The 13,170-nt window shown below is 63.3% G+C and carries 13 protein-coding genes; 6 read left to right on the forward strand and 7 right to left on the reverse strand.

What is annotated here, in order from left to right:
* Positions 1-81: 81 nt before the first annotated feature.
* Complete coding sequence (locus AC1DIO_RS30530; protein WP_476771089.1) at positions 82-513, forward strand: helix-turn-helix domain-containing protein; 432 nt, start codon at positions 82-84, stop codon at positions 511-513.
* Positions 514-1,847: 1,334 nt separating this feature from the next.
* Positions 1,848-2,240, forward strand: a complete 393-nt coding sequence (locus AC1DIO_RS30535; protein ID WP_476854556.1) for an autotransporter outer membrane beta-barrel domain-containing protein — start codon at positions 1,848-1,850, stop codon at positions 2,238-2,240.
* Between the two features lie 121 nt (positions 2,241-2,361).
* On the opposite strand, the gene AC1DIO_RS30540 is transcribed toward AC1DIO_RS30535, so the two are convergent.
* Positions 2,362-2,571 carry a hypothetical protein gene (locus AC1DIO_RS30540; RefSeq protein ID WP_476771091.1) on the reverse strand — a complete coding sequence of 70 codons (210 nt, stop codon included), beginning with the start codon at positions 2,569-2,571 and terminating at the stop codon, positions 2,362-2,364.
* Between the two features lie 99 nt (positions 2,572-2,670).
* Entirely contained in the window at positions 2,671-3,483 is an 813-nt protein-coding gene (locus AC1DIO_RS30545; RefSeq protein ID WP_476854557.1) for an SDR family NAD(P)-dependent oxidoreductase, read from the reverse strand.
* Positions 3,484-3,865: 382 nt separating this feature from the next.
* On the opposite strand from AC1DIO_RS30545, the gene AC1DIO_RS30550 reads away from it, so the two are divergent.
* From AC1DIO_RS30550 to AC1DIO_RS30565, 4 genes are all read left to right on the forward strand, one after another.
* Complete coding sequence (locus AC1DIO_RS30550) at positions 3,866-4,624, forward strand: helix-turn-helix transcriptional regulator (RefSeq protein ID WP_476854558.1); 759 nt, start codon at positions 3,866-3,868, stop codon at positions 4,622-4,624.
* Positions 4,625-5,124: 500 nt separating this feature from the next.
* Positions 5,125-5,556 carry a hypothetical protein gene (locus AC1DIO_RS30555; protein WP_476854559.1) on the forward strand — a complete coding sequence of 144 codons (432 nt, stop codon included), beginning with the start codon at positions 5,125-5,127 and terminating at the stop codon, positions 5,554-5,556.
* Between the two features lie 199 nt (positions 5,557-5,755).
* A complete protein-coding gene (locus AC1DIO_RS30560; protein ID WP_441492973.1) occupies positions 5,756-6,088 on the forward strand; it encodes a hypothetical protein in 333 nt (110 codons plus the stop codon).
* A gap of 511 nt (positions 6,089-6,599) precedes the next feature.
* Complete coding sequence (locus AC1DIO_RS30565) at positions 6,600-6,812, forward strand: hypothetical protein (RefSeq protein WP_476769824.1); 213 nt, start codon at positions 6,600-6,602, stop codon at positions 6,810-6,812.
* A gap of 50 nt (positions 6,813-6,862) precedes the next feature.
* Here the strand turns inward: AC1DIO_RS30565 and AC1DIO_RS30570 are convergent, their stop codons facing one another.
* The 5 genes from AC1DIO_RS30570 to AC1DIO_RS30590 all read right to left on the reverse strand — a co-directional run bounded on the left by AC1DIO_RS30570 (position 6,863) and on the right by AC1DIO_RS30590 (position 13,134).
* Positions 6,863-7,108, reverse strand: a complete 246-nt coding sequence (locus AC1DIO_RS30570; RefSeq protein WP_476854560.1) for a DUF982 domain-containing protein — start codon at positions 7,106-7,108, stop codon at positions 6,863-6,865.
* An 84-nt stretch (positions 7,109-7,192) separates the two neighbouring features.
* The gene (locus AC1DIO_RS30575; protein ID WP_441492976.1) at positions 7,193-7,402 is read right to left on the reverse strand and encodes a cold-shock protein; all 210 of its coding nucleotides are present in this window, start codon (positions 7,400-7,402) and stop codon (positions 7,193-7,195) included.
* 272 nt (positions 7,403-7,674) lie between these two features.
* The gene (locus AC1DIO_RS30580) at positions 7,675-10,947 is read right to left on the reverse strand and encodes an error-prone DNA polymerase (protein WP_476854561.1); all 3,273 of its coding nucleotides are present in this window, start codon (positions 10,945-10,947) and stop codon (positions 7,675-7,677) included.
* Complete coding sequence (locus AC1DIO_RS30585) at positions 10,944-12,467, reverse strand: DUF6504 family protein (protein ID WP_476854562.1); 1,524 nt, start codon at positions 12,465-12,467, stop codon at positions 10,944-10,946. The genes AC1DIO_RS30580 and AC1DIO_RS30585 overlap by 4 nt, the downstream gene beginning before the upstream one ends.
* Positions 12,382-13,134, reverse strand: a complete 753-nt coding sequence (locus tag AC1DIO_RS30590; protein ID WP_476854563.1) for an ImuA family protein — start codon at positions 13,132-13,134, stop codon at positions 12,382-12,384. The genes AC1DIO_RS30585 and AC1DIO_RS30590 overlap by 86 nt, the downstream gene beginning before the upstream one ends.
* Positions 13,135-13,170: the final 36 nt, after the last annotated feature.

A 13,170-nucleotide genomic window follows, 5' to 3' on the forward strand; every position in this document is an offset into this window, starting at 1 on the left:
TGGTGGTGCGAATGGTGGTGCGAACAGACACATCAAGACCGACGAACAGCTCCATGGCAGGCCTCCTGACCGGTTGGATCGATGGAGCCTGACCGGAAGACCGCTCTCCGTCATCCCGTATCAACGGGCGGCCGGAGCCCCAACAACCCGATCTTTTTGTTATCGCTCACTCCGAATAGTCTCGGACATTCGACGGGTTGGGACTTCAAGGATGAAGTAGTGAAGCCTGAGCGGATCCGAAGTGAAGCCGCCGCCGCAATCCTGGGCGTTGGGCGGCGCATAATCCAATCGATGGCTCTCCGCGGGGAATTGCCTGGGGCGGCGAAGATCGGGGGACTTTGGACCTTCGATGAGGCGGCGCTTCGTAGTTACATCCGAGAACGCACCTCACGCCCGAAAGATCGTTATATCGAGCCCAGCGTCGACAAGCCCGAGCGCCGTCCGCCGCTGAAGGCGAAGAATTCCGCCAAAGCCGCGGAGGAAGCGCGCCGGCGATTGCTTCGTGGGAAGTAGGGACGCGGTAACGCCCAGGCCTGACCGAGTCGATGCATTGGGCGAGTGGCTCGCAGCCAATCATCTGCGGAATCCTATCGTTCACCCCTTGTCGCCGCAGGCTGCTTGCCTAAATTTTTTTCGCAGTTTCCTGGGGAAGGAGGGAGCCATGCCATTCTCATCGCTGAGGGACCCCGTTGACCTCGCTCGCGCGCAGGCGGCTCTGGAGGCCGCTTGGAACGAAGTCAGATCGACCGTTCCCGAGGGATTTGAGGAGCGGGAGCGTGCTCGGTTAGCTTACATCGTGGCTGCATTCTTGCACGTCGCCGAAGACGAAGACGACCTCACGCGGCGGGCTGCGGAACGGTTCCGACAAACAATCATGGCATACGGAGGTCCGGCATCGCTTAGGCAGGTCTAAACTCGGCGAAGTTAGGCACGGTCGCCCCGCCTCCGGGGGATTTGGCGGCGGGGCGACCAGGCCGTGAGGGCGCCGGATGTGCGGCGACGCCAACACGCGTGAATCGAACCCACAGCGAAACTGCCGGTTCCGCGGCACAACTTATAATCAGGGAGTTTCCTGGCTCTGGGCAGCGGAGGCGACGTGCGGAGTGTTTCCGCGAAGAAGTTATTCGAACGGGTCAAGTCAGACCCGGTGTAGCCGCCCCCTCCAAGGGCCGCATCTGAGTTTTCGCGACCGCCAAGCATTGCGCCCTCCGGCATGGTGCAGGGAGGACACCCAATGCGTCCGCTTTTGATCGCTAGTTTTTTTCCTTGGGGCGCCGGCCACGATGCCCAACGCCGCAGCACAAAACTTCCGCGCGTCCGAGGCGCTGGACAAGCTGCCCGCGGAATACACGCGCCACAATCGCGATCATCGGATAGCTGAGATGGAGTATTACCAGCAACGGCAACGCTACTACCGGCGCGACCGTTACGACGACGGGTACGGGTACGGTCATCGCCGAGGCGCACCTCCGCCTTGGGCGCCCGCCCACGGGTACCGGACGACACCATTCCGCACGCTGGTGATCTCGATGGCTGGCTAAGCTGGCCGCCCTGCCCCGCCGCTTGGTGGGGCAGACTCTTTTCAATGGTCCAGCACGGAGCCCCCCGGCACGGTCAGCCCTTGCCCTGCATAGCCCCACCACCGGCCGAGGGTGTGAACTACGCATCACCCGATGGTCACCTTTGGGCGAGCCGGACCGGCGGGCGATTGCCAGCCCGGCTCTCACCGGGGGGTTGGACAAATCCAGGCGCGCCTCGGCTGTCTAATGAGAGCGCCAAAATCCGAAGAGATTCAACGCCGTCTTTCGGGGCACCTATCAACCGAAAGGATGATCCAATACTGCTCCTTGGGTCGGCAGATTGGTGCAGCGCCGTTCAGCGAGACCGGCGGCGCGACGGCGCTGACCGGCCGCGGCGACGACACCAGCCTCGGCTATTCCACGCTGGGCTTGCGTGCCGCGACCAGCCTCGATCTGCAAGGCATGAGCCTGACCTTGCGCGGCGGGCTCGCCTGGCGCCACGCCTTCGGCGACGTCGACCCGAAAACAACGCTCGCCTTCGCCGGCTCTAGCGCCTTCACGGTGGCCGGCCTGCCGATTGCGAAGGACGCGGCCCTCGTCGAGGCCGGGCTCGACCTCGCGATCAGCCAGAGCGCCACGCTGGGCCTGTCGTATACCGGGCAGCTGGCCCAGGACGCTMAGGACCACGCTTTCAAGGGCGTGCTCGCCGTGAGGTTCTGAGCCAACAAGCGGACCCTCCCGAGGCCAGCTCGGGGTCATTCTGCCCTTTCGACCTCGGTCCGAAAGCTCAATTCGATCGGGCGCCTCAACTCGGCTGATTCGCTCGCATCCTCGCAACAGATCATTCCCGCGAATTCGGCAGCACTCCCATAACCGCTCGCCCGCGCTCGGTCAGTGCGTAGGTGTTGACGCCCGCCCACGCTGGCGCTTGCGTCCATTCGATCAGTCCTTTGCGGATAAGTTCGTCGCGCGCTTTGCCCGGCCGCAAATCGATGCAGCCCCTGTCTGGCCGAAACAGTTGCAAGATCCAGATTTCATCCTGCGTCAGCATCCGACTTCCGTCTGCTCTCGACGAGAACCTTCGGGGAACGCCCATAAAACCCGGCATTTATCGCTGCCGTGCACAGTCTGACTGTGCATCGCTGCGCGACTAATCTTGACCCACCGTTAACCCAACGAACGCTTTGAACCGATCCTTCCAAGCCGGGTTCCATCGCGAGAGGGCCGGCCGGTTCTCGGTCATGTCCTCGGCACTCCACCGGATGCGAGCCGCGTCGAGTTCGGGCGTGACCATACCGTCGGGACAAATCACGTAGAAATCGCCCCCCTCGACCGCCCCGATCATTTGCTCAACGACCTGATCGGCCGTCCATGTACCCACGGGTTGCTTGCCGTCGGGGGCATTGGTCAAGCCCGTATAGGTCCAGCCGGGAACCAACAGGTGTGCGCTCACGGGCTTGCCGGTTTCGAGAAGACCGTGAGCAAGTTGATCGGTCAGCGTTTTTACGCCCGCTTTTCGATACCGCGTAGGCCGGGAACCCCGGCGGATTGGTGATGCCCTGCTTCGATCCGGTGTTGATGATCGCCGCGCGACTACCTGTTCAAGCATCGCCGGGGTGAAGGCATGCACGCCATTGACGACGCCCCAAAAGTTCACCTCCACGATTCGACGCCAGGCGTCGCGACCATTCAAGTTGTCGCTGCCCTCGCCAGCGATCGCGGCGTTGTTCATGAGCACATTGACCTCCCCGAAGGCTTKGAAAACCGCGTCCCGGAGACGCTCGACGTCCGCGAACTGAACCACATCCCCGGCGATGGTCTTCGTCTCCGCCGCCAGTGAACCGGCTACCTCGGCCAACTTGGCTGCATCCTTGTCGAACAGGACGATGCGCATGCCGATCCCAGAGAATCGCTCGGCAGCGGCGCGTCCGATGCCGCTGGCGGCCCCGGTAATGACAGCCACCTTCCCAGGAGCGAATGGCGTTTCCGATGAAATCTGATTTCTATCCACGTCTCGGGATCTCTCGTCATTACCGGTATGGACCAGGGGTTTCAGGAGCCGAAGCAGCGACCGATCCACGCCGATGGCCGCCGATGGCTATTCCCCTACCTCGACCGCTGGATACGCGATCATTTCATCCCCCCTGCCCTCTTGGAAGCCGAAAGCGAAGGCGCCCGCCTGCCGGAACCTGCAAGGGCGTGGTCGATCAGAGCTCGACCGCTTAGCAGGCAAAGAGACGGTGAAAGTTACGGGCCGTTTCTTCTGAGCTTCATCCCGTTCATGGCGGAACGGCGAAAGGCAATCAGGCCCGCAGCGGCGCGGGGGAACCCGTCGGAAACCACACGTGTCAGGCAAAAAGGCGCCGCCCGGCGCGCGATCCGCGACATCCGGAGCAAAGGGAACACGCGAGCGGTCCTATCAGTTTAAGTCACAGAGCATCGGAAAAAGGGGGCTGCCAAACCGCAAAACGGCTGGGCTAAAACCGATGATCTCAAGGCCTGATGAAACTTCTAACACGGCAGTGGTCGACCAAGACGAGCGCGGGACTTCGCACAATGTTCGCGACGCTGTTTTTCTGGGCATGCTCGACCGCCTCGGCTGTGGTTATCTTCTCCTCGAACGCCAGAGGATCGTCGAGGCAAACGCCACGGCGCGACTAATCCTTCGTCACGAGGACGGCTCGGCTCAAGATCTCGACCAACTGACGAATGCCTTCAGGCGACTGATCGCGCGGTCCCGCAACCGCCGTCCGCTTGCACCCCTGACCTGGATCGTTATCTGGAATCAAACCGATGCGCCTTTCGTCCTCAATCAGTCGGGGGGCGACATCCCGCTCAATACAAACGTCGTCATGTTGCTCGATCTTGACGCGCAACTGGAGCCCAATCCCTTCATGCTTCAGCGCATGTTTGGGCTGACCTTGGCTGAGACACGCCTCGCGCTTGGTTTGGCGCGCGGCGATATCCCAGCGGACGTCGCCCGCAGTCGGCACATCAGCCGTACCACCGTTCGCACGCAACTGGCATCGGTCTTTGCCAAGACCCAAACCAAGCGTCAGGCGGAACTCGTCAAATTGCTGGCCCGGATCGCGGTCTTGCCGTGAGCGCCACTCGAACCGGCGCGCCCCTTTGGTGTATTCGGCAGACGCCCGCGAGGTGAGATGGGACACCCAGCATATAAAGGGCCCGCGGCGTCCTCCCGCAGCGGGCGAGTGTAGGGTCCTGGCAGTCTGCCGATGAAACACCCAGCAAACTTAGCTCGGCTCGATTTTGCCCCTGGTCATTCGCCGTGTCTGGTCCAGTCGTCGCCTCGCATGGTCCCATCCAGCTAGCCGGAAGCACTGGGCACGAATGCGAGGCCGAGTATCTGCCGTGCATGCCGGAGCGGCCGCGCGCGACGTTTTCGAGACGATGTCCCCGGCGCCATCGATCGCGAGCCGGCATGGGTGGAAGGGGGAAGGCATCCAGCCTGACGGCCGGATCGCGCCCGAAACACCCTCTTCGCATCCAGCGTCGGCGAGCGCGTAAACTCCCCGGGCACAAAAAGGCTACATTCCTCCGCCTTAGTGCCACGACTTCGCCACGAGTATTACAAGGGGTCAGTATGGCGAACCTTCTTTATCGCGCCGGCTTCGCCGGCCTGTTGGCGGCTGGCTGCTCGGCCCAATCGGTGCCAACGGTCGAGTTGATCACGAAGCCAACGTTCGAAACGTTTGCCCGGCTGGGGAGTTGGCGGCCTTGGCAATCGGCTCAACAGGAGAAGCCTGAGCCCGTTCCCATCGTGCTCTCTGATGCTCCGACGGAAGCGAGCAAGCCGATGTCAATCAGCCCCGCGCAGGTCAAAGTGACGAGGGCAGCTCCCAAGCCCGCGCCCATCGTCGCAAGCGCGCCGAAACCAGCCGCCCCGCTGGCACCGCGTGTGGTGCCCGCTGCGATGTCGGGAGCACCGGTTAAAGGCGGGCCCGCTTTCGTCTCCTGCCATACGCAAAACGAGCCCGGTCAGCGCGTGCGCATGGAATGTACCCCTGTCGACTGATAACATGCGCCCCAGTTACGGCCCCTCCAGCAGATGGCCCTCTCCGCGATCCTGATCGTCGTTTGGGCGCGGTGGGCGTAGTTCACGGGGCGCTTTGGCAAGAATAGCGTCTCCTTGAACGGCGCAGCCATCGCCGCATCGTTGTCTCCGAGCTTGTGAGCGGACGAGGTCGAAATTGCTCGTTCAGGGGAGACCAAACATGGCCGTCCAAGAAGGCACCTATAAAGCGGAGTTTGGGACCGTCCTCGGTATCGGCAGCGGTGTCGTAGTGATCTGCGGCGGCAAGGTGCGCGGAGGCAACTCGGCAATGCTGTACGTCGGAAGCTACCAAGAGGATCGAGATGCCTTTAGCGCCGAGATCCGTGTAACCCGGCATACCCCGACTCTGGCTGTCGAAAGCGTGTTTGGGAAAGATGACGTATCTGTCAGCCTTACGGGAGTAGCCATCGAGGGCACGATTTCGCTACTAGGCGAGTCGCCAGACGCTCCAGGGGTGAAAGTCCGGGTCACACTTGTTCGCGTTGCCGACTGACAATCTGCGACACCAATCAGCCGAAAGCCGTCACCGACACTGAACCGGCGGGCGATTGAACTTCGACCGGCGGGCGTGCGCCACGATCCTGTCTTGGTGGCACGGTATGGAGCAATGCAATGGACGTCCCGGAGGGGTGACCTCGCCTGACACCGTTGCGCTCCGGTGACTGAACTCTACCAATATGGAGGCCGCATAATGCCCAATTCTCACGCTGGGCCTAAGGCGCCAATCATTACKATTAAGACCTCTGCTGACTATCGGAGAACTTGGCAGCGTATCAGAGAGCTCGAAGGGGCCAGGCCTGGCTCAGTGCGGTCCCTCGAGCGAAAAATCCTAAGGCTCGCCGCGCGGGAATACGAGCCGCCGTCAAAGCCAGTACGCCCACTCTAAACACTAAATTGCCCGCGGCTCCGAAAGGGTGGCCGGCCATTTTGGGTGATGTTAAACCTCTTGAATCCGGCAATCCTAGGGATAAGTTTCCGGCATCAGCCACGGAAGGAGAAATCCAATGACCGCGGTGGCCGAACTCAAACCGGATACGCCCACTGCCTGCGTCAAATGCCACGAGGATTACCGGTATGCGCTTCAGCGCATCGGTGAAATCGAGGACGCGAAGCCTAATTCGGTGGACGCCCTCGAACTGGAAATGCTCAAGGCCGCAATCGCCGTCTATGAGGCTCGGGAGCCGGTGCGCGGGATACGCCAGAGGAAGCTGAGCTGATCGCGCTCCTTGATTAGCGCCCCCCCTACCGGGAGTGGCGCACTACCCCGCTAGCCAATGAGGCGGCCACACTCCCGCGCTGCCTCCTCGAACGCCTCCCGCGCCTCATCAATGGTCCCGGCACCATTCAGCACTGCCGTGCAGGCGCGAACAGCGTCCTGCCACTTCGGGCCCGCCCCTATCGCTTTCCAGGCAAGCAAGAACTCTGCGGCTCGCTCGACGTGGGTGACAGAATAGGTCACTTCAGGCCGGTCGGCTCGAACGACAACGGGTGGGGTGAACGAGTGCATCGGCATGGCACATTCCCGTCCTCCTGATTGACGAACCCGGGTGGAGAAGGCCAGCACGCCGACAAAACGAGTGAATCCGTAGCCAGCCCCCTATTCCGCCTTAAGGTTCTCGGCACAGGCTTTTCCCGAGCGTTGGTCCGGGACGACCTCGTAGAAGATTTTTTGTCCGTCGCGCAGTTCTCGCAATCCCGCACGCTCCAAGGCGCTGATGTGGACGAACACGTCCTGACCGCCATCATCGGGTTGGATAAAGCCAAATCCCTTGCTGGGATTGAACCACTTCACAGTTCCCGTCGCCATGGATGTCTCCTCTTGACGGTGGATAATGCGAAAGCGATTACCTATCGCCGCATGCCTTCTGAGGCTTCCGACCGCCCGCTACTCAATCGCAATGACCGAAGTGCTGCCCCGCCGCTCGCGAAAGAGCGACGGGGCGTTAGGCCGTGCAAGAGCGTTCGCGGCGTCCTTGCACGCGTCCGAAACCCTGCGGCGGTTTCTTTGTTCCCACGACCGAGAGATAGCGGCACGAAGACGTCCGCCGTCGGCTTGCGACCAACGGTGCACCGTCGGGTTCACCGGAAATCTCGCGTCTTCACCTTGATCGTATCGAGATGCAGGTCGGGAATGTAGACGTCGCGGGTTCGAAGCCCCTTCGGAGGAAGCCCACGCGGATCCGGCGTCGGCGAACCATGGTGGAACTCGTCCCCCCGGCCATGAGGCAGCGGGAAGGCGTCGTCGCGCTCCCCGACGCTGGCGAGTTCTGCCGACAGATCGGTTAGACGCTGCGCGACCAGATGAACGACCTCGCCCTCGCGCTGGACACGGCCACGCACCGCAATCATACCGGCGGAGAGGATGGTGCGGCGATTTTGCTMGAACACCTTTTGCCAGACCACGAGGTTGGCGATGCCGCTCTCATCCTCGAGGGTGATGAACATAACGCCCTTGGCGCTGCCTGGCCGCTGGCGGACGAGGACGATCCCAGCAGCCTCAAGCCAGCGGCCGTCTCGTGCTTCCATCGCCTCGGCGCAGGTAACGATGCGTCGCCGTCGCAGATCCCGCCTGAGGAAGGAAACTGGGTGGCTGCGCAACGACAGGCTGACATGGCGGTAATCCTCGACCACCTCGCTACCGGCCGTCATCTGCCGCAGGAAAACAGCCGGCTCGGCCACTTCCGGGATGATCTCGCTCTGCCGGGCAGAGGCTGCCGCGAACAGCGGTAGCGGCTCATCGCGCAGTGCCTTGATTGCCCACAGCGCCTCGCGGCGCGCCAGACCGAAGCACGGTCGGAAGCCATCGGCCTCGGCGATGTGCGTGAGCGCAGCCACGGGAACGCCACCACGTCGCCAGAGGTCATCGATTGAAGCAAAGGGCTGATCAGCCCGCGCTGCGACGATAGCCGCTCCATGTGCATTAGCGAGCCCTTTCACCAAGCCCAGACCCAGCCGGACCGCGAAGCGGCTGTCGTCGCGGGTCGGCTCCAGCGTGCAGTCCCACCTCGACGCGTTGGCGCAGATCGGACGAACCTCGATTCCATGCGCCTGCGCGTCACGGACGATCTGAGCGGGAGCATAGAAGCCCATGGGCTGGCTGTTGAGGAGTGCGGCGCAGAAGATGTCGGGATGCCAGCATTTGAGCCACGCCGAAGCGTAGGCGATCAGGGCGAATGATGCTGCGTGGCTTTCCGGGAAGCCATAGCTGCCAAATCCTTCGAGCTGCTTGAAGGTCTGCTCGGCGAACTCCTCCTCGTAGCCGTTGGCGACCATGCCCGCGATCAGCTTGTCCTTGAAGGACGATACGCCTCCGGTGAACTTGAAGGTCGCCATCGACTTCCGGAGCATGTCGGCCTCGCCCGGGGTAAAGCCGGCGCACTCGATCGCCACGCGCATGGCCTGTTCCTGGAACAGGGGCACACCCAGGGTCTTGCCCAGCACCTTCTCCAGTTCGGGCTTGGGATAGTGGACCGGCTCCAGTCCTTCACGCCGTCGAAGGTACGGGTGGACCATGTCTCCCTGGATCGGGCCAGGGCGAACGATCGCGACCTGGACCACCAGGTCGTAGAAGGTCCGCGGCTTCAACCTCGGCAGCATCGACATTTGCGCGCGACTCTCGATCTGAAAGGTGCCGAGCGTGTCTGCCTTGCGGATCATCGCATAGGTGCGCGGGTCCTCGGCGGGGATCGTTGCGAGGTCGAGATTGATGCCCTTATGTTCGGCCAGAAGATTGAGCCCCTTCTTCATGCAGGTCAGCATGCCAAGTGCCAGCACGTCGACCTTCATGAACTTCAGGGCATCGATATCATCCTTGTCCCACTCGATAACCTGGCGATCAGCCATGGCGGCAGGCTCGATCGGCACGAGATCGTCGAGCCGGTCATGGGTGAGCACAAATCCACCAGGATGCTGGCTGAGGTGCCGAGGCGCGCCCATGAGTTGACGCGCGAGATCGAGTGTCAGCCGAAGCCGACGGTCCTTGAGATTGAGGTTCAGCTCTTCGACATGGCGCGGCTCTACGCCACCTTCGGACCAGGCCCAGACATGCGAGGACAAAGTGCCAATCAAGTCGTCCGGCAGGCCAAGGGCTTTTCCGACGTCCCGGAGCGCGCCCTTGGTGCGATAGCGGATGACGGTCGAGCACAAGGCCGCGTGATCGCGACCATAGGTGTCGAAAATCCACTGCATGACGATCTCGCGCCGCTCATGCTCGAAATCGACGTCGATGTCCGGCGGCTCTCGGCGCTCCTCCGAAACGAAGCGCTCGAACAGCAAATCGTTGCGGCCCGGATCGATCGAGGTGATGCCGAGCACGTAGCAGACTGCCGAGTTCGCCGCTGAGCCGCGGCCCTGGCACAGAATGTCCTTCGACCGGGCGAAGCGAACGATCGAGTTCACCGTCAGGAAATATGGCGCGTAGCCCAGCTTCTCGATCAACCGAAGCTCGTGCCGAAGGGCCGCTTCGACGCTCTTCGGAACGCCTTCGGGATAGCGCTCGGCGGCGCCTTCCCAGGTCAGCTTGTCCAGGGTCTGCTGGGGTGTGAGCGCCGGATCGTCTCGCTCCTCGGGATACTGATAGGCCAGCTCACCAAGCGAAAAGCGGCATCGATCAGCAATCTGTAACGTCCGCGCCAACGCCTCGGGGTAGCGACTGAACAGCCGATGCATCTCTTCCGGCGGCTTGATGTAGCGATCGGCATGCCGTTCGCGCCGGCCGCCGAGGGCGTCGATCGTGACGTTGTGACGAATGCAGGTCACCACGTCCTGGAGAATGCGCCGCGCAGGCTCATGAAACAGCACGTCGTTGGTGGTGACGGTCGGCACGCCCATCCGGGTGGCGAGGTTCGACAGCTCGTGAAGCCGGAGCTGGTCGTTCGGACGTCGGCGCAGCGTCAGCGAGAGATAGGCACGGTTGCCGAACGCATCGCGAAGGCGCCGAAGGCGGAAGGCGCATTCCGCATCGGCCTGATCAAGCACGAGGACAGCGATCAGCCCCTCGCCATAGGCGACAAGATCGGGCCACTCCAGATGGCACTTTGCCTTGCCGCCGCGCTGCTTGCCGAGCGAGAGCAGTCGACACAGCCGCGAATACGCCGGTCGGTCAATCGGGTAGACGAGCACAGACATGCCGTCGACGAGATCGAGGCGGCAGCCGACAACGAGGCGAACACCGGTTGCCTTGGCCGCCTCATGGGCGCGGACGATCCCGGCGAGCGAATTGCGATCGACAACGGCGACTGCCTCGAGTCCAGCCGCCGCAGCCTGCGCGAACAGTTGCTCACATGAGGAGGCGCCACGCAGGAAACTGAAATGCGAGGTGACCTGAAGTTCAGCGTAGCGCGGGCGACTCATCCGAATACCCCGTGCAGAAACCAGCGGTGGGAGCCGGTCGCAGCGTGCTCACCGTCACCCGCCCGATAGAGCCAGTAGCGCTCGCCTGCATCATCCTCGACCCGGAAATAGTCGCGAACCGCGGCCAGCTCGGCATCGCGCTTCCACCATTCGCCGAAAATGCGCTCGGGACCGTCGGCGCGCTTCACCCGTCGACGGATTCCCCGCCAGGTGAACCAAACCGGGGGCTGGTCAGGCAGCAGCGCCATGGTCTCGACCGGTTCGGGTTGAGGCAACAGACGGGATGGCCGCGGCCAATGACCCGGCCAACTCGCCCCCGTCTCGGCCGCCATGGCCGGGATTCGGCAGACGGAACGTTCAGGCACGTCGCTTGCGACCGGAGCCAGACGATAGACGGCGCGCTMCCCGACCCGGTTTGCCAAGGTGTCGACCAGGTCAGACACGTCCGGGAAGCTCGCTTCGACAAGCGAGTTGTGGGTCTGCTTGCGTTCCAGCGGTTCGGCGATGGTCGCGGCCAGCGTCATCACCTCAATTCCGAAACCCGGCTCGATCGTATCGATCTTCTCGCAGAGGAGCCGCGTCAGTCGCCTGACGTCGCGAACCGGCGTGGCCAATCCGACCCGAACCGCCTCTGCACGATTGTCGACGCGATGGCAGATGAGGTCGAGACGACGTGCGCCGAACCCTCGTTCCTCCAGGCGCTCGCAGAGTTGCCCGACGAGCTTGGCGATATAGCGCGCGATCGTCTCCGCGGCGCCGATCGGCTCGGCGAAGGCTTGGCGAATCTCGATCAGGTCGGGCGGCCGAATGGCCTTGATCAGCTCGGCGAGGTCTCCAAGCGCCTGGTCGATGCGGCGGCCAAGCTCCGGACCAAAGCGCAGAGCCAGAGGCGCCCGCGGCTGCGCCAGCAAGTCACCGATCCGCTCGAAGCCCAAGGTGCGCAGCCCGGCACTAACCGAGGACGGAAGCCGCAGAGCCTCCAGCGGCAACGGAGCGATGATGGATGGTCCATGCCCTGGAGCGGCGACGATCGTCGAACGTGTCCTGTAACGAGCCAGTGCGTGAGCGGCGCCCCACGTATCAGCGATCGCCGCCCGAGCGACGATCCCCGACATCGCAAGGCGACCGATCACCCCGTCGAGCATAGCGTTCTCGCCGCCGTGTAAATGGTCTGCCCCGGTCGAGTCGATGACGATGCCGTCCGGCGGATCGGGTGCGACGACAGGTGCGATACGCTCCAGAATCCAGACAGCCAGCCGATCGAGTCCATCGGCGTCAGCGGCCGGATCGGCATCCTCGACGATCAGACCCGGAACGAGTACCTGCGCCTTTGTCGCGGGCATGCCGATGCAAAGACCGGCGGCCTGAGCCGCAGCATCCGCTCCCAGCACCACTCGCCTGTTTCCGTCGCGGCCGATCAGGACGAGCGGCACCTCAGGCGGAGGCGCTGCGTCGCCAGCCTTCCGCCGCGCCCGGTCGGTGGACCAGGTCGGCAGGAAGAGCGAGACAACCCGTGTCATCGCACGCCTCCAACTCGAAATCTGCACTGTCGCCGGCACGGGCCCGGATGAGCTCGACCAGCCAGCGAGGCCGTCCCACGCCGGGAACCGGCAGCGGCGAGGATGGCATCACCGAGATCCGCCAACGCGTCATGGCCGCTGTCGGTTGACCAAAATCGGCGGCTTCCGCCTGACGCCGCCAACGGCGAAGGGCAATTCCGACCGACCCGGTCCCCTCCGCGGCCAGTTGCAGCCGACGAGAGGCGGTCATGGATAGGCGGGCGACTTCCCCCACGACGGATCCAAGTCCACCGTGCCGCAGTCCTTCTTCCATGCAGGAAAGGACTGCCTTGTCGTCACCGGCTTCGACATAGATCACCCGATCAGGGACAAGTCCGGCCTGCGCGAAGGCGGGAGCAAAGAGGTCCGGCCGCGTGATGCACCACAGGACCCTCCCCCGGGTGCGGGCAGCAACTCCCGCGCTGAACAGTGCGGCCGCGGCACCGTCGATCGCGCCGTTGCCGCCGCCAGCCACTTCATGCAGCGCTCCGAGCGCCAGTCCGCCGCCTGGGAGGCGCGCGTCCACCTCGGCGACTCCAAACGGAAGCACCGCTTTCGCGCGCCGGTTCCTGCCTTCGATCCTTGCGATCTGCTCGCGCAGAGACTGTATGGCGAGCTCGGACCGCACAATTGTTGGTGTCCTCTGAAAATGGGCGGGCCGCCA

The organism is Allobosea sp. 05T439, from assembly GCF_056396005.1.